16 protein-coding genes, 2 tRNA genes and 1 pseudogene are annotated in these 20,490 nt (G+C 41.9%); 7 read left to right on the top strand and 12 right to left on the bottom strand.

Features of this window, described 5'->3' with window-relative positions; translation table 11 throughout:
• Nucleotides 1–161 precede the first annotated feature (161 nt).
• Nucleotides 162–236: transfer RNA gene (locus HMPREF1534_RS09715), tRNA-Glu, on the bottom strand.
• A gap of 142 nt (nucleotides 237–378) precedes the next feature.
• Here HMPREF1534_RS09715 and HMPREF1534_RS09720 point away from each other — a divergent pair.
• Nucleotides 379–1,668: a DcaP family trimeric outer membrane transporter gene (locus HMPREF1534_RS09720; RefSeq protein ID WP_025066747.1), complete on the top strand. Its 1,290-nt coding sequence runs from the start codon at nucleotides 379–381 to the stop codon at nucleotides 1,666–1,668.
• Nucleotides 1,669–1,729: 61 nt separating this feature from the next.
• Here HMPREF1534_RS09720 and HMPREF1534_RS09725 read toward each other — a convergent pair whose 3' ends face one another.
• Nucleotides 1,730–3,094, bottom strand: a complete 1,365-nt coding sequence (locus HMPREF1534_RS09725) for a TrpB-like pyridoxal phosphate-dependent enzyme (RefSeq protein WP_005940197.1) — start codon at nucleotides 3,092–3,094, stop codon at nucleotides 1,730–1,732.
• Nucleotides 3,095–3,301: 207 nt separating this feature from the next.
• Here HMPREF1534_RS09725 and HMPREF1534_RS09730 point away from each other — a divergent pair, with 207 nt between their 5' ends.
• From HMPREF1534_RS09730 to HMPREF1534_RS09745, 4 genes are all read left to right on the top strand, one after another.
• Nucleotides 3,302–5,131 (top strand): TrkH family potassium uptake protein, encoded by a 1,830-nt coding sequence (locus HMPREF1534_RS09730; protein WP_005940193.1) that lies wholly within the window; start codon nucleotides 3,302–3,304, stop codon nucleotides 5,129–5,131.
• Between the two features lie 4 nt (nucleotides 5,132–5,135).
• Nucleotides 5,136–5,822, top strand: a complete 687-nt coding sequence (locus HMPREF1534_RS09735; RefSeq protein ID WP_005940191.1) for a potassium channel family protein — start codon at nucleotides 5,136–5,138, stop codon at nucleotides 5,820–5,822.
• A 205-nt stretch (nucleotides 5,823–6,027) separates the two neighbouring features.
• A complete protein-coding gene (locus HMPREF1534_RS09740; RefSeq protein ID WP_005940188.1) occupies nucleotides 6,028–6,597 on the top strand; it encodes a DUF4738 domain-containing protein in 570 nt (189 codons plus the stop codon).
• A 93-nt stretch (nucleotides 6,598–6,690) separates the two neighbouring features.
• Nucleotides 6,691–7,131, top strand: coding sequence for a PepSY-like domain-containing protein (locus tag HMPREF1534_RS09745; RefSeq protein WP_005940185.1), 441 nt, complete (start codon nucleotides 6,691–6,693; stop codon nucleotides 7,129–7,131).
• 481 nt (nucleotides 7,132–7,612) lie between these two features.
• Here HMPREF1534_RS09745 and HMPREF1534_RS09750 read toward each other — a convergent pair whose 3' ends face one another.
• Both HMPREF1534_RS09750 and HMPREF1534_RS09755 read right to left on the bottom strand, forming a co-directional pair.
• Complete coding sequence (locus HMPREF1534_RS09750) at nucleotides 7,613–8,821, bottom strand: L-serine ammonia-lyase (RefSeq protein ID WP_005940163.1); 1,209 nt, start codon at nucleotides 8,819–8,821, stop codon at nucleotides 7,613–7,615.
• 156 nt (nucleotides 8,822–8,977) lie between these two features.
• Nucleotides 8,978–11,500 (bottom strand): endonuclease MutS2, encoded by a 2,523-nt coding sequence (locus HMPREF1534_RS09755; RefSeq protein ID WP_005940160.1) that lies wholly within the window; start codon nucleotides 11,498–11,500, stop codon nucleotides 8,978–8,980.
• Between the two features lie 154 nt (nucleotides 11,501–11,654).
• Here HMPREF1534_RS09755 and HMPREF1534_RS09760 point away from each other — a divergent pair.
• Nucleotides 11,655–11,739 (top strand) — tRNA-Ser (locus HMPREF1534_RS09760).
• Nucleotides 11,740–11,959: 220 nt separating this feature from the next.
• Here the strand turns inward: HMPREF1534_RS09760 and HMPREF1534_RS09765 are convergent.
• The 6 genes and pseudogenes from HMPREF1534_RS09765 to HMPREF1534_RS21235 all read right to left on the bottom strand — a co-directional run.
• Nucleotides 11,960–12,415 (bottom strand): hypothetical protein, encoded by a 456-nt coding sequence (locus tag HMPREF1534_RS09765; RefSeq protein WP_005940157.1) that lies wholly within the window; start codon nucleotides 12,413–12,415, stop codon nucleotides 11,960–11,962.
• A gap of 6 nt (nucleotides 12,416–12,421) precedes the next feature.
• Complete coding sequence (locus tag HMPREF1534_RS09770; protein WP_005940154.1) at nucleotides 12,422–13,627, bottom strand: hypothetical protein; 1,206 nt, start codon at nucleotides 13,625–13,627, stop codon at nucleotides 12,422–12,424.
• 353 nt (nucleotides 13,628–13,980) lie between these two features.
• The gene (locus HMPREF1534_RS09775; protein ID WP_005940150.1) at nucleotides 13,981–14,646 is read right to left on the bottom strand and encodes a hypothetical protein; all 666 of its coding nucleotides are present in this window, start codon (nucleotides 14,644–14,646) and stop codon (nucleotides 13,981–13,983) included.
• Nucleotides 14,647–14,770: 124 nt separating this feature from the next.
• Nucleotides 14,771–15,682, bottom strand: coding sequence for an energy transducer TonB (locus HMPREF1534_RS09780; protein WP_005940147.1), 912 nt, complete (start codon nucleotides 15,680–15,682; stop codon nucleotides 14,771–14,773).
• Nucleotides 15,683–15,718: 36 nt separating this feature from the next.
• A complete protein-coding gene (locus HMPREF1534_RS09785; RefSeq protein WP_005940144.1) occupies nucleotides 15,719–17,134 on the bottom strand; it encodes an energy transducer TonB in 1,416 nt (471 codons plus the stop codon).
• A gap of 95 nt (nucleotides 17,135–17,229) precedes the next feature.
• Nucleotides 17,230–18,216 (bottom strand): annotated as a pseudogene (locus HMPREF1534_RS21235) (plasmid recombination protein); the annotation flags it as partial.
• 162 nt (nucleotides 18,217–18,378) lie between these two features.
• Between HMPREF1534_RS21235 and HMPREF1534_RS09790 the strand changes: the two are divergent.
• Nucleotides 18,379–19,533 (top strand): acyltransferase family protein, encoded by a 1,155-nt coding sequence (locus HMPREF1534_RS09790; protein ID WP_005940136.1) that lies wholly within the window; start codon nucleotides 18,379–18,381, stop codon nucleotides 19,531–19,533.
• Nucleotides 19,534–19,615: 82 nt separating this feature from the next.
• Here the strand turns inward: HMPREF1534_RS09790 and HMPREF1534_RS09795 are convergent, their stop codons facing one another.
• Both HMPREF1534_RS09795 and HMPREF1534_RS09800 read right to left on the bottom strand, forming a co-directional pair.
• Nucleotides 19,616–20,071, bottom strand: coding sequence for a hypothetical protein (locus tag HMPREF1534_RS09795; RefSeq protein ID WP_005940133.1), 456 nt, complete (start codon nucleotides 20,069–20,071; stop codon nucleotides 19,616–19,618).
• A 13-nt stretch (nucleotides 20,072–20,084) separates the two neighbouring features.
• Complete coding sequence (locus HMPREF1534_RS09800) at nucleotides 20,085–20,459, bottom strand: hypothetical protein (RefSeq protein WP_005940130.1); 375 nt, start codon at nucleotides 20,457–20,459, stop codon at nucleotides 20,085–20,087.
• Nucleotides 20,460–20,490: the final 31 nt, after the last annotated feature.

Raw genomic sequence — 20,490 nt, 5'->3', positions numbered from 1 at the left:
GAAGGTTCTGTTTCATGCCACAAAGATAGTGTTTTTAACTAATTCCCCCAAGTTTTCAAACTGAGCCGGATGGAGTATTGGAATATAAGAGGGATGAACTTCATCCCCCCCCTCTGATAAACTAAAACGAGCAATCATTTTTTTTGATTGCTCGTTTTATTTGGTAGCCCCTGGGGGAATCGAACCCCCCTTTCAAGAATGAAAATCTTGCGTCCTAACCGATAGACGAAGGGGCCATCCTTGGCATCGATGATTTCTCTCTCGATTGCGAGTGCAAAGGTAGTGACTTTTTTTGAATTACCAAATATTTCCCAAACTTTTTTTCTAACTTTTTGTTCATACTCCATTGAATTGACTATTTACCTAAACTCATTTTTTATGAAAACAATCTTAAAATCAATGACTTGTATTGCTATTGGTGCAATGATGGCTGAACCGGCTGCTGCGCAACAAAAAGACAACTATCCTGAACTTGAAGGGCCCGGTCCGGTAATTATTATCTCGAAGGATAAAAATGGAAAGCAAGAATTAATCGATGTATTTAACGAAACACAACGTCCGCATTTTCATGACCCTCGTGCTCCGCGTTTCTTGCTCACTGACCGGCAGGGTAAATTTGCTCTCGGTATTGGCGGTTATTTGAAGACTACCATGGAGTATGATTTTGACGGAACGGTGGATGATATCGATTTTATTCCTGCTCTAATTCCGCAACCGGGGAGTACCCAAGTGCGCAATCAGTTCCAGATGGACGCCGGCACGTCTACCATCTTCCTTAAATTGGTGGGGCGCACCAAGCATTTGGGCAATTTCATTGTCTATACGGCGGGTAACTTCCGGGGCAGTGGCAAGACCTTCGAGCTTCAGAACGCTTATCTTTCTTTCCTCGGCTTCACGATGGGCTATGACACGGGGCTGTTCATGGACCTTGCGGCTTGTCCTCCGACCATCGACTTCCAGGGACCGGATGGCATGACTTTCTATCGTGCCACCCAGTTGCGTTACGAGGCCAATCTGATGAAGGGGCTGAAAGTGGGCGTGGGTGTGGAAATGCCTTCCGTAGACGGTACGCCTGCCAAGGATGTAAGAATCAATAAACAGCGCATGCCGGATATTCCTGCTTATGTGCAATATTCTTGGACAAAGGGCAGCCATGTGCGTGTGGGCGGAATTTTGCGTAGCATGACTTACGAAGACGAGGTCAGCAACAAGGCGAAATCCATTACCGGATGGGGCATTCAGGCATCGGCAACGGCCGGGCTGGGTAATTTCCGTGCATACGGACAGTTTACATACGGTAAGGGCATTGCCCAATATCTGAATGACATGAGTAACTTGAACGTGGACATTGTGCCGGTGGCTGATGAGGCCGGACGAATGCAGGTGCTTCCCATGCGTGGATGGTTTGCGGGGTTGCAATATAACTTCTCGAAGCGTGTTTTTGCTTCCACCTCTTATAGCCAGTCACGTTTGTTTACCAAGGATTGCTATGCTCACTTCAACGAGACCCAGTATAAAAAAGGACAATATCTGGTGGCAAACGTATTTTGGAATGTGACTCACAATTTTCAAGTGGGGGTGGAGTATTTGCATGGATGGCGTGAGGATTTCAATGACCTGAGCCGCGAAGCGAACCGAATCAACCTGAGTGCACAATATAATTTCTAGGGCTTTACCTGTTTTCGAGCGGACACATGGGATCGCCCGAAAACAGGTAAAACGATAATAATTACATATTCTTTATCTCGTCCAGATTCTTTTGGATATCTTCGTCTTTCAATTCGTAATTCATCAGATTACCTGCCAGATATTGGTCGTATGAAGCCATATCAATCAGACCGTGACCTGAAAGATTGAACAGAATGACTTTTTCCTCGCCTGTTTCTTTGCATTTTTCGGCTTCGCGCACTGCGGCGGCAATCGCGTGGCAAGACTCCGGTGCCGGAATAATACCTTCGGCTTGTGCGAATAAACAGCCTGCTCGGAAGGACTCCAATTGCTGGATATCTACGGCTTCCATTAAGTTATCTTTTAATAACTGCGATACAATGACACCTGCACCGTGATAACGAAGACCACCGGCATGAATGTTGGCCGGAGCAAAGTTATGACCCAGTGTAAACATCGGCAACAAAGGAGTATATCCGGCTTCATCACCATAATCATATTGGAATTTACCGCGGGTCAGCTTCGGGCATGAAGCCGGTTCTGCAGCAATGTATCGGGTTTTCTTTCCTTCGAGGATGGTGTGGCGCATGAATGGGAAACAGATACCGCCAAAATTGGAACCGCCGCCAAAACATCCGATAATCATATCGGGATATTCGCCTGCCATTTCCATTTGCTTTTCAGCTTCCAGACCGATGACGGTTTGATGCAGCGTCACGTGGCTCAGCACGGAGCCGAGTGTATATTTACAGTTGGGAGTGGTCATGGCCAGCTCGATGGCTTCGGAAATGGCTGTGCCCAGTGAACCCTGATAGTTGGGGTTGCGGGTAATGATATCTTTACCGGCGCGGGTAGACATAGAAGGTGAAGCGGTGACCGTGGCACCGAATGTTTGCATGATGCTGCGGCGGTATGGCTTTTGATTATAGCTGATTTTTACCTGATAGACAGCAGCTTCCAATCCGAATACTTTGGCGGCATAAGAGAGGGCGGCTCCCCATTGGCCTGCACCGGTTTCGGTGGTGACATTGGTGATACCCTCTTCCTTGCAATAATAGGCTTGTGCAAGTGCCGAGTTCAGTTTGTGCGAACCGATGGGACTCACACTTTCATTCTTGAAATAGATATGTGCGGGAGTACCCAATGCCTGTTCCAATCCGTAAGCACGTACCAAGGGTGTACTGCGATAATATTTATACATTTCGCGTACAGCTTCGGGAATTTCAATCCATGCATCGGTTTGGTTCAGTTCCTGTCGGCAAAGTTCTTTGGCAAAGATAGGAAAGAGGTCTTCGGGTTTCAGGGCTTCTTTGGTTTTGGGATTCAGAGGTGGCATGGGCTTAGTCTTCATGTCAGCCTGTATGTTGTACCAGTATTTAGGAATTTCGTCCTCCGGCAAGATAAAACGTTTCTGTTTTGTACTCATAGCATTTCAAATTAATAGTTTTGGGGTCAAAATTACGTAAAAAAAGAATTGCCTACTAATAAAACGGCTTCTTTTTTTTATTTGTAGCCAAAAGAAAAACAAGAAGTTATTTGTTGTTATAGTTAAAAGAGATATTGAATTTTTGATTAAGTTTGCTTTCGAGATTAAAACGGGAGTGAATTATTTGTAGATACAAAATAAATCGACATGGAGCGTTTACATAAACTTTTCATTTATCGTAAGAAACTGGTAAGGCCATATATCGAACAATTATTGAAATGGATGGATATCATTACTTATGTGATGTCTGCTCTTCTTATCATGACATTGGTATATGAACACGGTTTTCTTATTTCGTTTCAGGAGATAGGAGTAATCAATCGCTTGTATCATATTGTATGGGTTGTTTTTCTGGTAGATACCACTTTACATTTGTTGTTGAATTACTCCGACACTCGGCGTAAATATCGGGGGCTGGCGTGGCTGTTGAGTGTTATGCTTTACCTCACTCTTATCCCGGTGGTGTTTCATGAACCGGAGATACAGGGTGGTATTCATACTTTTTGGGCTTTTTTCAACAGCAGGCTTTACCATGTGATATTGCTCACTCTGCTCTCTTTGTTGCAGCTCTCCAATGGAATTGTCAGATTGTTGGGCAGGCGCACCAATCCTTCACTTATTTTTGCGTCCAGTTTCCTGATATTTATACTCATAGGAGCGGCTCTACTGATGCTTCCGCGTGCTACTTATCACGGTATATCCTTTATTGATGCATTGTTCACAGCCACAAGTGCCACTTGTGTCACGGGATTGGTTTCGGTAGACGTCTCTTCCACTTTTACTCCCGAAGGGTTGTTTATCATCATCATGCTTATTCAGATAGGTGGATTGGGAGTGATGACACTGACTAGCTTTTTTGCCATGTTTTTTATGGGGAATACATCGCTTTACAATCAGTTGGTGGTGCGCGACATGGTTAGTTCGCAATCCCTCAGCTCCCTGCTCTCCACCTTATTATATATATTAGGTTTTACGTTGGCGATAGAAGCTGCCGGGATGGGTATTATTTTTCTTGGTATACATGGTACGATGGATATGACTGTCAGAGAGGAACTGGCTTTTTCTGCTTTTCATTCCATTTCCGCTTTTTGCAATGCGGGGTTCTCTACGTTACCGGGTAATTTAGGCAATGAAATGGTAATGCATGGGCACAATACGATTTATATAACTATTTCGTTTCTCATCATTCTTGGCGGCATCGGCTTTCCTATATTAGTGAACTTGTATGAAACAGTTACATACGAAGTGAAGCGCATTTGGCACCATTACATCAAAGGGAACAAACGCATGCGACGCAAGATACATCTTTATAATCTGAATACTCGTATCGTGCTTATCATGACTGCAATTTTGCTGATAGTGGGGACGGTGGTCATCGTTGTGCTCGAATGGAACAATGCTTTTGCAGGCATGTCGCCCACGGATAAGTGGGTACAGGCATTTTTCAATGCCACATGCCCCCGCACCGCGGGCTTTTCGAGTGTAGGGATGACCACATTCAGCATGCAGACCTTGTTGCTGATGGTGATACTAATGATGATTGGCGGTGGCACACAGTCTACGGCAGGTGGTGTGAAAGTAAATGTTTTTGCCGTGGTAATGCTCAATTTGCGTGCCATCCTGATAGGGGCGGACAAAGTTACGATATTCAATCGCGAGTTGTCTCACGATTCTATCCGTCGTTCCAATGCTACGCTCATTCTCTATCTGCTCGTTGTTTTTGCGGGTATATTCAGTCTGAGTCTGTTGGAACCGCAAGCTTCTATCATGGCATTGGTGTTTGAATGTACATCGGCATTGAGTACGGTTGGTTCGAGCCTCGATCTGACTCCCACATTGGGAAGTGACAGTAAATTGATAATCATTATTCTGATGTTTGTGGGGCGAGTGGGTGTGCTCACCTTGATGTCGAGCATCATCAAACAGAAGAAAATAACCAAATATAGATATCCGAGTGATAACATTATAATCAACTAACGACATGAAATACATTATCATAGGTTTAGGAAATTACGGCAGCGTATTGGCAGAAGAACTTTCTGCATTGGGACATGAAGTGATAGGCGTGGATACAAACGAGCGCCGGGTGGATGTTTTGAAAGATAAGATAGCCACTTCTTTCATTATTGATGCCACGGACGAACAGTCACTTTCGGTATTACCGCTGAAAGATGTGGATGTGGTGATTGTCGCCATTGGCGAGAACTTTGGCGCTTCCATTCGTGTGGTGGCATTATTGAAAAAAAACGGAGTGAAACATATTTATGCGCGTGCGGTGGATGAGGTGCACAAAACGGTACTGGAAGCTTTTAATCTTGATAGTATTCTTACGCCCGAAGAGGAAGCAGCGCGCAGTTTGGTGCAATTATTAGATTTGCATGTTAATGTGGAATCTTTTGAGATAGATGAAGAACATTATGTGATGAAGTTTAAATTGCCCGGTTCTTTTGTGGGATATAAGGTGAGTGATTTGTCATTGGAGAAAGAATTTAATATCAAGATTATCGCACTGGTAAAAGGAAAACAGGTATTCAACAGTTTGGGCATTTCTATTATGGAGCACGCAGTGGAAAATAAATTTGAAGAAGATTATCTGCTGGAAGAAGAAGACCGGCTGGTATGTTACGGAAAATATAAAGACTTTATGGATTTCTGGAAAGCATTGTAATGCAAGGATTTTTTTTGATTTTTTATTCTCTTCATTAAACCTTTTCCTTTTTCCGAAGTCTTATCAATATAATAATTTAGTTTAGTTTTTAGTTTTCTCTGAAAGCCGGCCAATGTGACATTGCCCGGTTTTCGCTTTTTATGGGTGTTTATTTGTTTGTGTCCGTTCCTTTTTGTTACTTTGTCATCATAAAAGTGAGAGTTAAATGAAACAGCTATATTTCATATTTGTTGTTGTGCTATGCATGGCAACCGGTTGTGGAAGCAAGAAAGATGCTTCGGGCGATTCAGACCAACATATTTTTCAAATAGACAGCGTAGACCGTGTGACAGGTGTGCAGCGCATGCAGGTTTCGCGCACCAATCAGGATATTGTTTGCAATGGAAAGAAATATCGGCTGTTTATTGACCGTTCGCCCAGTGATTCTCTGAAAAAGGTGAAGAGTGATGCCGGTATTTTTACCGACAATCGCATTGTGCTCAAGATTGCCCGCGAGAATGGGACAACTCTTTTTTCAAAGACTTTTACCAAACAAAATTTTGCTTCCCTTATTCCTGACCGTTATCTGACACATTCCATCCTCGAAGGAATGGTATTTGATGATGAAAAAACTTCAAATTCCAAGAATATCATTTTGGCTGCCAGTGTCAGTATTCCAATGACCGATTTATATATTCCTTTCTCTATCATTATTACTCCCGATGGAAAAATGACCATGGAGAGAGATGAAGACATGGGAGATTTGCCGCCATTGCAAGGTAACGGCATTAATTAATTCTAAAATAAGAAAATAAAAAGAAGGCATTTAATCTTTTCATGCATTAGGTTGTTGTGTGAGTTACATTACAAACTAAAAATAAGTAAGATTATGAAAAAGATTTTTGCCTTATTTGCCCTGCTGTTATGTTTTGTGCAGTTCAGTCAGGCCGGTGACAAAGTGACCCGTGACGTGAATAAACTTCCCGTTGCTGCCCGTGAGATGATTAACAAGCATTTTCCGCAAGCTAAAGTGGAGTATATCAAGATTGAGAAAGATTTATTTCTTTCCACTTCTTATGATGTAAAGATGTCCGACGGTATTGAGCTGGAGTTCAACTCAAAGGGAGAGTGGGTTGAAATAGATTGTAAGAACAAGGCTGTACCTGCCATATTCATTCCTAATACGATAGTCAAATATATGCAGAAAAATTATGGCGGTCATAAGATTATCAAGATAGAACGTGACCGTAAAGGCTACGAGCTCACTTTGGAGAATGGACTGGAAGTGGACTTCGATCAGTTTGGAGGATTTTTGAAGTTAAGTGACTGATTATTTTTGTCTTGTTATTCGTAAAGTATAATATGCCATATTAACGTGTGCGTAATTCCAATTAGATATAGTAAATTCTATCTTTTAATAATAAAGAAACTATGAATAAAATGGGAATTTTCGTAAGAGAACAAGCCGAAAAAGTACGTTTGGTGAGACAGCATTATGCACTGACTTTTTGTGTAGCCCGTCATTCATGGATTACAATAGTTAAAAAGGAGAACTGAGTATATTGTATATCAATCACATTTATTCCAAGCGATTATTGATGTGGTTAGGAAATTTTATATAACTTTGCTTCGATTATAACAGATAAATAAAATGAGATTATGATATGGCTATATATAATATTGTTTCTTATCCTGATAGGAGGATGTATTGCGTGGGCGGTATGGAAAGCGCCAAGTGATGTAGACTTGTGGGGAGAAGAACAGGAATAATACTAATAATGGGCGGATAATTTATCCGCCCATTATTAGTATTATTCCATCTGTTGATAGTCTTTTGCCAAACCGCCTTCGCTGGTTTCTTTGTAAAGAGAAGGAAGGTCGTGTCCTGTTTGTTTCATCACTTCTACCACTTTATCGAATGAGACACGGTGGTTACCATCGGTAAACGCCGAATAAATATTGGCATCCAATGCACGTGCGGCAGCATAAGCATTGCGTTCGATACACGGAATCTGTACCAATCCGCATACAGGGTCACAAGTCATGCCAAGGTGATGCTCCAATCCCATCTCGGCAGCATATTCTATTTGTGCAGGACTTCCGCCAAACAATTGGCTGGCAGCAGCAGATGCCATGGAGCATGCAACTCCTACTTCTGCCTGACAACCTGCTTCGGCTCCTGAAATAGATGCGTTGTGCTTTACGATATTTCCTATTAATCCTGCTGTGGCAAGTGCTCTCAGAATGCGGGTATCGCTAAAGTCACGGCTTTTCTGTAAGTGATAAAGTACTGCCGGAACCACTCCGCAGGAACCACAAGTGGGAGCGGTTACAATCTTTCCGCCCGAAGCGTTTTCTTCGCTCACAGCCAGTGCATAAGAAAAAACCAGTCCGCGTGAGCGCAAATTATCTTTGTAGCCTTTAGCTTTAATATAATAGGTAGAAGCCTTTCTGCGTAAGTTCAGCGGACCGGGTAATACTCCTTCCTGGTCCAAGCCGCGTTCGATGGATTCTTTCATGGTTTTCCATACTTCAGCCAGATAGTCCCAAATATCTTCGTCTTCACATTGCTGAACATATTCCCAGTAATTGCGACCGGTACGTTCGCACCAATACAGAATTTCACTCATTCTGCTCATGTTGTATATGTCGGGGGTAGCACCTTTGTCATGTCCTTCTTCTGCCAGTGCACCGCCTCCCACACTGAACACAGTCCATTCGTCTGTGACTTTTCCATTTTCATTCAATGATTTGAATGTCATTCCATTGGGATGAAAGGGAAAGAAGATATGTGCTTTCCATATTAATTCGACGGGGGCATGCGGTTGCAGTGTATCGAGGATGGCTACATCGGTCATGTGACCTTTGCCGGTGGCTGCAAGACTTCCATATAATGTTACTTGAAAGGCTTTTGCTTCAGGATGTTTTTCCAGAAATATTTCAGCAGCCTTGCGCGGTCCCATTGTGTGACTACTGGAAGGACCGGTACCTATGCGATAGAGTTCTCGGATTGATTTCATTTTGTTTTATAAAGGTTAATATTTTCGGAAACAAAGATATAAAATTAAAGGAGAAAAAAGGTAAGAAGAAGATAAAAACAATCGAAACGGTTAATGGAAGTTGTTTCGATTGTTTGTGAAATATATTCTTACCGGTATAATGATGGCCGTAAAATATTACTCTAAATCGACAACTGTAATACCTGCACCGCCAAACTGGACATGTTCATCCTGATAGTGGGCTATGCCCGAAACTGTTGACAAATAGTTACGAATCAAGGTACGAAGAATACCGGTTCCTGTTCCATGTAATATGCGCACACGACTCATTCCTAATAGGATAGCATCGTCTATGAAATAAGTAACTGCCTGAATTGCTTCATCTCCGCGCATGCCTCGTACATCGATATCTTGTTTAAAGTTTAGTTTCTTTTCATATACGCGGTCTTGTGTCTCACTACTTACAAAAGTGCTTTTGGCAGTCGATTTTTGTGCAGCGGATGGAGAGATATTGCTTCGTTCCAACCTGTCAATTTTGACTGTTGTTTTTATCATGCCAAACATGACTGTTGCATTTTTGCCGTTTATCTCCAATACTTCACCGATACTCGATTGTCCTTTCAGTTTAACTGACGTACCTACCTCTATCGGTTGTACTTTGGGCATGTTCGGCTGGGTGGTAGTTGCAGCTTGAGAGTATTCTTTGTTTTTCTTGTCTTTCTTTCTTTCCTGTTTTTCACGCAGTTTCTCCATTTTACGGGCTATTTTGTCTTCTTTGTCTGCTTTTTCGATATCTTCTATTGTTTCTTTAAAGTCAGACAATTCTTGTCGTGCCAGTCGTGTTTTTTCTTTTTCAGCCTGAGCCTCTTTGATAGTACGAATTGTATTTTCTATACGTGCATTCGACTCTTGAAGCAGGCGCTCGGCGTCTTCTTTGGCTTTTCTCAAGATTTCTTTCCTGCTTTTTTCCAGTTCTTGAATTTCTGTCTCATATTTACTGATAGTTTCCTCCATTTGTTTTTCGCGTTTGCGAATGTTCTGGCGTTTAGTTTCCCAGTAGCGCTTGTCGCGTACGATATCTTGCAAATATTTGTCTGCATTAATATATTCACTGCCTACTATTTCTGATGCTTCCTCTATCACCTCTTCGGGTAATCCGATTTTACGTGCAATTTCTACAGCAAATGAACTTCCCGGATTTCCTATTTGCAGTTGGAAGAGTGCTTGCATCAGATGTCGGTCATAAAGCATGGCCCCATTCACTACTCCTTCATGATCTTCGGCAAAATGTTTCAGGTTTTGATAGTGAGTGGTAATAACGCCAAATGTACCTTTCTCGTTGAAACGCTTCAATACAGCTTCGGCTATGGCACCACCAATCTGAGGCTCTGTTCCGCCACCGAATTCATCGATAAGGATAAGGCTTCGTTCGTTGCAGCTTTTCATCATTATCTTCATATTGGTGAGATGAGAAGAGTAAGTACTCAGATCGTCTTCAATGGATTGCTCGTCACCTATGTCTATAAAGATATTGCTGAAGATTCCGATGTGACTGCGTTCATGCATGGGAACCGGCATTCCGCATTGCACCATATATTGTAGCAAGCCCACCGTTTTCAGACAGACAGATTTGCCTCCAGCATTAGGTCCGGAGATAATAAGAATTCGCTGTTTATAGTTCAGTTCAATATCGAGCGGTACTACTTTCTTGTTATGTTTTGCCAGTGAGAGTTGAAGCAAAGGATGTATGGCTGTTCTCCAATCTAAAACCTGCTTGTTTTCCAATGAAGGTTTTATGGCGTTGGTCTGTATGGCAAATTGTGCCTTGGCACGAATAAAGTCGATTTCGGCTAAAAACTCGTATGACTGTAAAATGGCAGGAACTTGAGGGCGTACTGTAATTGAAAAATCTGTCAGGATGCGGATAATCTCGCGGCGTTCTTCACCTTCCAGCTCGCGGATGCGGTTATTGGCTTCCACCACTTCTGCCGGTTCGATAAATACGGTTTTTCCGGTAGACGATTCATCATGTACAATACCTTTTATTTTTCTTTTCAGACCGGGAGCAACAGGAATAACCAATCGGCCGTCACGCATGGTGGGTGTAACGTCTTTATCTACATATCCTTCAGATTGGGCATTTCGTAAAATGGCATTCAAGCTGCGTGAGATGCTTCCTGTGGTAGATGTCAGTTCGCGGCGAATGCGCAACAATTCACTGGAGGCATTGTCTTTTATCTTTCCGAATTTATCAAGAATATTATTGATGCGTGTGATAAGTTGTGGAAACACGATAATGTCTCCTGCCAATCTTTTTAAAGCGGGATAGGGGGATGTACTTTCTTCCATCTCTTCATCCTCAGTAGTCCGGGTCAAAAAACGTACGATATCTCGTATTGTTTCCAATGAACGGCGCAAATCGAATAATTCCTGTTCATCCAGATACATACCCTCTATACGGATACGTTTCAGAGACGGACGTACATCAAAGAAATATTGGTCAGGAAATTCATCTTCTTCTTGAATAATGCGAATAAATTCCATTACCTGTTCCAGTCGTTCGTTTATCTCTTCATATTTTTCAGAAAAAGCCATTTCGTCCACGCGTTCTTCTCCTAAGGTGCTGAGGCATTTTCCTTTTAATAAATGGCGGATAGAATCGAATCCTATTTTTTGCTCAAAGTTCTGAGGATATATCATGTTTAAGTTCCTTCTTGCTTACGTTAGTTATTTGAATGCAAAAATACGATTTGAAATTTTTCTGGCAAAAAAAGTACCTAACTATTTGCAGTTTTAAAATAAAAGCGTACCTTTGCACCGCTTTCAGGAAGAAAGTACTTCTTAAAGGAGTTTTGGAGAGGTGGCAGAGTGGTCGATTGCGGCGGTCTTGAAAACCGTTGTACTGCGAGGTACCCGGGGTTCGAATCCCTGTCTCTCCGCAATAAACGCTGAAAATCAGCAAATTGCAAAACAAACACCCAGTTTTACACCCAATAATGTAAAGTTGGGTGTTTTTGTGTTATTTAAGAAATGATTTTTTGCTGGGGTTTATTAAACAAGATACTATTTTTTCTTAAAATAAAAAGATACATCAAAGGTTGCCTATGTACATGCGAATGCATTAGATAGGCAACCTTTAGTTATTTAAGTGGCATTGCATTACTTAGGAAATGTGGCTTCAATTTGTTTGGCAACACGTTTTATAGCACCTCTAATGTCTGCAGATACGCTCAATCCTAATGTACTGTATGCACCACGACATGAAGCTATCGGGCGACCCGTGAGGAAATCTATGAAATTCACAGTTACAATGGATTCTTCTTCTAAAATATCTACCCCATATTTTACCATAAGCAGTTTTGACTGTTGTGTTGCAGTCAGCTCATTTATACGCATATCACTGACCAACGTAAGACGAGAGCCTTCTACTGCATCAAACAACTGTATTTCGTATTCCATCAGTTGGGCAGGAATGTGATAGGTGTCATTGTTGATGATTGAGGCATATTCATATTTAGACAAATCTGCATTTTGCGACACAACGCTTTTAGAGGTTGTGCAAGATGATACGGCTATTCCGATAAAAAATAGGAATGTGATAATTACTCTATTCATAAATACTTATTTAGGTTCGATATGCAAATAATAGCTTTCTTCTGCCAATCCCTCCTCATCAGGAAGCCGATGCAACATCAGCATGCGGGTGGTTTCGTTTTCCCAATACTTTTCAGCCACTACACCTTTTTCAGGCAGACATTTGAATAGACTTTCTTTGCCGTTGGCATTTTCTCCAGTACCAAGACTGTTTTCCATCAGTATCATGACTGCCTTTTTAGTTGTCGGCAGAAAGTCTGCATCCGGCAGCAATTTATGGTTTACTGGGACAAATCGAGAATAAGGATTATAGCCCTTGGCAACAATGTCATACAACTTGTACTCATAATTTCGATCCAACAGACAATAGGCCGTCAGATTCGTAGGCTTCTGTAGATTAATTGCGCCCCATTCAAGTCCCAAAAAATCGCGGTCATAAAGCGTGATGCGATGCGAAGTTTCATATTCCACTTTTCCATTGCGGTAGCCTTTCAGATGGCTCTTTACCGTACCGCTCTTGAAGAAGTGCGAACTCCATTGTGTAGTGATATGTGTTTCAGCGCTTTCTGCAGAAACTTTGTTTTCAGCCACTTTGAATGTGTGAGGAAAATCATCTGCGCTCCACACAATAGAATCATAATAGTGTGTGAACTCAGGGATGTCTATGGGTGAATATTCACCGTTTATATCCGTGATTCGGAAGGTAATCAAATCGAGAGGTGCCGGCAACGGACTTTCAATTCTCATAAAGGGAGTATATTCTGCCATAATCATTTTGAACTTCACTTCTTCGGGCAACTCCTCCGGTTGGGGGTCTGTTGGTCCATCATTGTTAATAGCTCTGGATAAACAGATAAGCGTATAAGCTTTTCTTTCCCCATCATTGGCTGAAATCTGAATCTCTTCGTGTGCAACCTCGTCAGAAGTCGATGGAGGAAAATGAATTTTCACCTGATTGCCTTCTACCTTGAGGGTGGCCCATCCACAATCGTATGCGTAAGAATCAGCTGATATGGGGTTAAGTACGTCAAAATTCTCGCAAGTCATTACCATATCACCTCCCTTGCCATTCGTCTCAAAAAAATAGGCAGGGGAAACCTCTGCAGTGGATTTTAAAAATTTGACGTTTGCGGGCGTAAGGATTTCATACGACCACTTCATGGAATTGGCTGGCGAAACTTCATCCTTGTCGCAAGCCGTCAGGAGCAGGCAGATAATCGCCATAAAAGGCATGAACAATTTATTCATATTCGTATCATATACTCTATTGGCCCCATTTGAGTGGCTAAATGGATGATGAGAAACGTGAGCCAATTATGCTTCATCCTAAGCAACCAGATGAACATACCGTTTCTTTGATTTCTATTCTTGGGTAGATGATTCTACACAAATGTAAAATTAGTCATTTAATCGAGATTTTGCTTTATGTTGAACGAATTTATAATTTGAATCCTCTGTTTTTTTGTTCTCTCTGCACCGAGTTACGCAGATTCTGCTGTAACTTTTCCCATTGTTCCTTAAACCATTGTACTATGGGCTGTCGGTTTATGGTCAGCACCAACTTGTGTTCCTCAGTCAAATCGTCCTCAATCTTGCAGACCGCATCCTTTATTTGAAATGACTGCCTTCTTCATCTTCATGTTCAGCTCCTGTCGGTGTATCTCCTGCTGGCAGTGTTTCTCTGTGCTATGACGCTCTTCCTGCATCCTCATGTGCTCGTTCAGCAGACGGATTTGATTGTCACGTTTGTCTATCTTACCCTGTAGTTTTCCGTTGGCTTGTTCCAGCTCCTTCAGCTTACCGCTGCCGAAAAGAGAACCGACCCCGCTGGCAATGGCTGTCATGGCATCCGTAGCCTTGTTTTTCAGTTGCTCGGTTCTGGCTTCACTTTTGATTTTAGCCAGCTCGCTTTCCGCCCGTTCCTTTTCGGCAAGCAGCAGACCGATATTTTCCTGTATATCCTCTGTCTGGTTCAGCAGGTCACGGTAGTATTGGGCGGTGGTGGTATGCCGGGCTTCCGAGCCGACAATGCCACGTTTCAATCCGTATTTTGCCATAGCCAGTGCATACCCGTCCTGATAGGCTTTCAGCTTATGCTGGGTCATGATGTCATTGGCTGACAGCCGTGCTGCACCGCTCGGCTTCTTGCGGTAGTTCTTCTTCACCAGTTTTTCCGACTTCTTCTTTCTGCGTTCGGTCTGGACGATAAGCACATCCGGAAGGATGGCACGAAGGAGTCGTTCGGGTTTCATAAAACAAAGGTAAGCAAAGATACTAATTTTAAAACTTACCAACCAGATATTTCCGCTGAGCCACTTCTTTCGTATCTCTATAGAATCTATCTATAAATAAGATATTTAGGTTCCAGTTGGAATGTTACGGGGTACCGGATGCAATATCTGTGTGGTTGATTGTGAAGTTTGGGGTATTTCTTCTTTTATTTTTATTAAGTTTAAAAGTAACTGGAACTGTATATTTCACCTTTACGGCTTTCCCTTTCAGTATGCCGGGCTTCCATTGAGGAAGCATTTTTATGATACGTAGTGCCTCTTTGTCTAAAGAAGGCTCAATACTTCTCACTATGTTAGGTTCTATTATGTAACCGTTTTCATCTACAATAAACTGAACTACAACCCTTCCTTGTATTCCTTCCGTTTGTGCTTTGGTTGGATATTTCATATTATCATTGATGAATTGTAATAATTTATCCATGCCACCGGGAAATTCGGGCATTTGGTCGATTACATTATAGATTGGTGGGTAAACGGCTTCTTCCTCCGGGAGCAATAAAGTGTCATTCAATTGACTATAGGGATGTCTTTTGAATAGTTCAACCACATTATTTTGTAATTGAAATTCAGCCATTAAAGTGTATTCTTTGCTATATCTTCTTACTGTAAGAAAAAAACGATAACGACCGGGAGTATGCCTGAACAATTCTGCATTATAATAATATTTATTGCCTTGCCAAAATATAATCTCTTCATCAAATACAACAAGTTGCATAGGAACATCTCTCCATATTCCTTTTTCATCCTCATAAGTATAGCTGTAATATCCCCCAAAACCAATATCAGTACCACTATTGTTGTGCAATACGAAAGTGACTTGTTTCTGTTTTGTGGAATAGACTGGGAATTCAGGATGTAAAGAAAGCCCCAGTGTATCATTTATTCCGACTGTATTGTTTATAGGAGCTTGTGGAGCCTCTTTTTGTTTAGGCTTATTTGTACAGCCAACAACAAATGTGCAAAATGTTAATATACATAACAAAATATTCATTTTCATACGATACGTCTTTATTGGGTTACATTTATTAAACATTTAATCAGTTGGCAAAGTAAATCTTACTGGAAATGTAAATTTCACTTTTACGGGAATTTCATGTTGGCTTCCCGGTTTCCATTTAGGCATTATTGAAACTATGCGTAATGCTTCTTCACAAAAAGCATTATCAATGCTTAGAACCGGATTAATGCTACGCAGAATTTTGGGTTGTATAACGCTGCCGTCTTTATCTATGACAACTTGTACAATAACTCTGCCCTCTAATCTGCTCTGCAGTGCCGATTGAGGGTATCTAACATTCTGTTGTATGAATTCCATTAATTTAGGTAAACCTCCTCCGGGAAATTCTGGCATTTCCTCTACTACCTCATAAACCGTATTCTCTTTTATCGATTCTTCTTGCACGGGAATATACCGGATACCATACCCTTCCGGCTCCTTAGAAATTTTCATTTTGATTGCCCGTTCCACTTCTTGTTTATTATCAGTCAAACGAAATTCGCTCATCATCAGGATGTCACGGCGTGATGCTGTACCGGCATTTAGCATTACTTCGTAAAAGAAGCGGTAACGCCCCGGTTTGTTGGGGTGGACTTTAGGATAAAGATTTGCCGTAAATAATTTATGTCTACCGGGGGACACCATATAACCTATATCTATGGCAGCATCATTGATGGGTAGCTCACGCCAAGTGCCATTCTCGTCTTCATAAGTAATGAAATAATGCTCGCCACACATTATGTTCTTGTTTCCTTGATTTAGCAAAACAAAAGAAGCTGTGGATGCCTCAGTGGAGTAAACGGAATATTCAGGATGCAATGAAATGCCGAGCGTATCGGTTGTACCAATGCGTTCATCGATTATCGGCTGTTCCGGTCCTTCAAAACGAATGGCGGGAGAATTCAGGAGCTTTTCCCGGAAAGCTTGCCGGGCTTCGGGGGTATTGAGAATGAACCTGACCGTAATATACCGTAGTCCCATACCCCAACCACACATATTGGTTTTTAGGTTTGTATCTGTCAGACTATCATATTTCCGTCTTAATTCGTCTAAGATACTTTTGAGTTGTTGTTGCGAATAATTTCCTTCAGAGACTTGTTCCAGTCGAAAAGCTTTGCTACTGGCAGTAGATTCCAAAATTCGCCTTGCATGCGCTGTGTCACCTCTTACCTGAAAAACCAACGTGGAACCGTCAAAGAACATACCTTCCAAGAAAGAAGGGCAACGCGGACTACCGATGAAACCTCCTATAGAATTCGGATCATTTCCATAGACCCTGCTTAAGGCTTCAATGACTTGCAAGCCTGCAGATTGGTCAACAACAGTATCTTCTACAAAATAGACAGCTTCATCTGTAGGGTCTGATTTGCTTGTAACATTTGATTTTGGTGCTTTATTCGCACATCCCATAAAAGAGCAAAATAGAACTCCTACCAATATTTTCGTTTTCATAACATTGAATTTTTAGTAAAACAATGTATTTACAAAAATAATAAAAGTGCAACTCATTAACAATCAGAATTGTACTTTTATTTTCTACCAAAGAATTATATTCTCAATCCCCTTTTGGGTGTGTTTTCCTCTTTTTTGGGTGTGGCTTACACCTAACTTTTCTTTGAATTCCTGAAACTTCATTTTGAACCATTCGTGTATGGGCATACCGTCAATGCATAGCCGGAATTTTCCCTTCTCCTGCGGGTTCCTCTCCAAGGTTGCCGTTGAGTGCTCTGTCCTGAACTTCTCCTTGTGCTCCTTTGAGTAGAGCCCTCCTTTGAACTCCACGGGTTGCAGGCTGACAATCCGCCTTGTCAGTTCTTCGGTGAACCCAACTTCCCGGCATTGTTCGGCTATGGGCAGCAGTTCCTTCACGATAGGGAAATAAGTGTCTATCTGTTCCAGTCTGTTGTCGTATTCCCTGATTTTTGCTGGTAGTTCCAGTCTATCTTGTTTATCTCGCTGTTGTGGCGGTTCTCCATTTTTGTCTGCTCCCTCTGTTCGGCTTGCACCTGCTTTTGCAGATTGGCTATGTCCTGTCTCAAATTTTCGTTCTCCGCTTCCAACCTCTTGACCTTGCTGCCGCCCAAAAGAGAACTCACCCCGTCTGCTATGGCTGTGGTGGCGTTTACCGCCGCATTCTTCATCTTCTGCGTGTTGATTTCTCCCTAGACTTGCTTCAACCTCTTTTGCGATTCCTCTTCCAGTCCCAGCAGGGTTTCTATGTTCTCCTGCAGACTGTCTTGTTGCTCTATCAGCTCCTTGTAGTATTGCATGGTGGAGATGTGTTTTGCCAGTGAACCGTCTATTCCTCTTTGTAAGCCATATTTGCCCATGGCTTGTGCGTAGGTGTCCTGATAGTGTTTCAGTTTGTGCCTTGCCATGACATCGTCAGCACACAGCCGCACGTCCTGTGTGTTCTTCTTGCGGTATTTCTTTTTCTCGTTCTGTTCTTCTTTTTGGGCTTTCCTGCGCTCTCCAGTCACTATCGGTACGATAGTGGCGTGTATGTGCGGTGTCTTTTCGTCCATGTGCAGAATTCCATCATTATTCATCAGGAATATATGGAAAATATCACTGATTGATACGATATATAGGCTAATTTGTCTCAGAACAATTTTTTTAATCCTAAAAAAGCATAGCTTTGCAACATGAAAAACAACCTTTAATTAGAAAATACTTATTTAACATTTGGTTTTATTATGCAAAAAATCTCTTCTTCTGCGTCATTTGCAGATTCGAAGCCTCATTATGACTTATTGGATGGGTTGCGAGGCGTTGCGGCTTTATTAGTAGTATGGTATCATGTGTTCGAAGGTTATGCTTTTGCCGGAGGAACCTCTATAGAGACAATCAATCACGGTTATCTGGCTGTGGATTTTTTCTTTATTCTATCGGGGTTTGTCATTGGCTATGCGTATGATGACCGTTGGGGAAAGACACTCACGGTGAAGAATTTCTTCAAGCGCCGTCTGGTGCGTCTGCATCCTATGGTAGTATTGGGAGCAGTGTTGGGGGCAATTACTTTTTTCATTCAGGGCAGTGTGCAGTGGGACGGAAGTCATGTAGCCACTTCTTTAGTAATGGTGGCTCTTTTGTGTGCCATGTTTTTTATTCCTGCTGTGCCCGGTGCAGGATATGAGGTGCGTGGAAATGGCGAGATGTTCCCGCTTAACGGTCCGGCATGGTCTTTGTTTTTCGAGTATATCGGGAATATCTTCTACGCATTGTTTATTCATAAGTTTTCTACCAAGGCATTGACGGTAATGGTCGTGATATTGGGTATCGCATTGACAATGTTTGCTTGTTCTGATGCCGCCGGTTATGGAAGTATCGGTGTAGGCTGGACATTGGATGGAGTCAATTTCGTGGGCGGATTGCTGCGTATGTTGTTTCCTTTTTCTATGGGTATGTTGTTGTCGCGTTGTTTTAAACCGGTGAAAATTAGAGGAGCTTTCTGGATATGTTCGATTGTGTTGCTGATTTTGTTTCATATTCCTTTCGTGGAAGGTTCGGAGCCGATACTTATGAACGGTGTGTTCGAGATGTTCTGCATTATCTTCGTTTTTCCGGCGTTGGTATGGTTGGGAGCATCGGGCAGCACTACAGATAAAACATCCACCCGTATCTGCAAGTTCCTTGGTGATATTTCTTTCCCACTTTATATCATCCATTATCCGTTTATGTATCTGTTTTATGCTTGGCTCATCAAGAATGAATATTTCACATTGGGTGAAACTTGGGAGGTAGCTGTGTGTGTATGTGCATGGAATGTGTTGCTGGCTTACGCTTGTCTTAAACTGTATGACGAACCGGTAAGAAAATGGTTGAGCAAGAAATACCTGACTAAGAAATAAAAAATAAATGTGTCAAAAGTAAAGTCGGTTTTTTCGGAACTCACTTTTGACACATTTTTCTATTCTTTATATTGTTGCCTTTTTATTTTTTATGAGCGTCAGGTTTATTGGGCTGATGCATAATCTTCAGCAAGTCACGATGAAACTTGATCTCCGCTCGTTGCAGTTTGAATAGTTTCTTGGGAGAGAGAATCTTTTTGAAACGATTTAAATATTCGATGTCCAGTTTGTCAGACTCCAAACGGGCATGAGCGATTTCATCCACAATTTCTTCGTATTCAGCATCGGTGGTATTGGGGTTTTTTCCTTTACGTGCTTTTTGCCAGGCTTTGTCATTGATAGCTTTTTTACGATCTTGCAATTCAAAATAAATAGGGAAGAACTTACCGGCTTCTTCTGCTGTCAGTTCTGCCTTTTGAGTGAGGTATGCCTCTTGTTTGGCTCTAAATTCTTCTTTAGAAAATCCCGGTTTCTTTTGTGCCTGCACAGATAGGGTGAGGCATAAAATAAATAGTAGAGTAGTCAGTTTTTGTATCATTTCGACTAAAGTTTTAATTGTATGTTTCAGTATCGGCCTCTGTCAGATATTGATAAAGTGTGTAGTCATCCATCATAGAATGCTCCATGATAGTTTCTATATATTCGTCAGAAAACTCGGCCGCTTCCGCTGCTGTAAATATAGGTGTATCTTGTTTAGGTCGTCCGACAAAAACTCTGACGCTCAACATGAGTCCGCAGAACATGGCTGTCATATATATCCATGGTTTCACACGTTGCCATGTAGTGATGACAGGTTCGGAAAGGGAGATTTCCTTTTCCGGCAGTTTTTCCATTAGTTCTTTAGAGAAGTTTTCGAAATAACCTTCGGGTACTGTAAACGGATTCTTGGTCCCGCACTTCCTCAGCAATTCATCTTCTTCTTTCATAATTCACTCTCCTTTCTGTCTTTTAGATGCT

The sequence above is a fragment of the Phocaeicola massiliensis B84634 = Timone 84634 = DSM 17679 = JCM 13223 genome, from assembly GCF_000382445.1.
Classification (GTDB): Bacteria; Bacteroidota; Bacteroidia; order Bacteroidales; family Bacteroidaceae; genus Phocaeicola; species Phocaeicola massiliensis.
The sequence above is the reverse complement of the archived record's forward strand: the minus strand, read 5'-3'. Positions and strand labels throughout refer to the sequence as shown.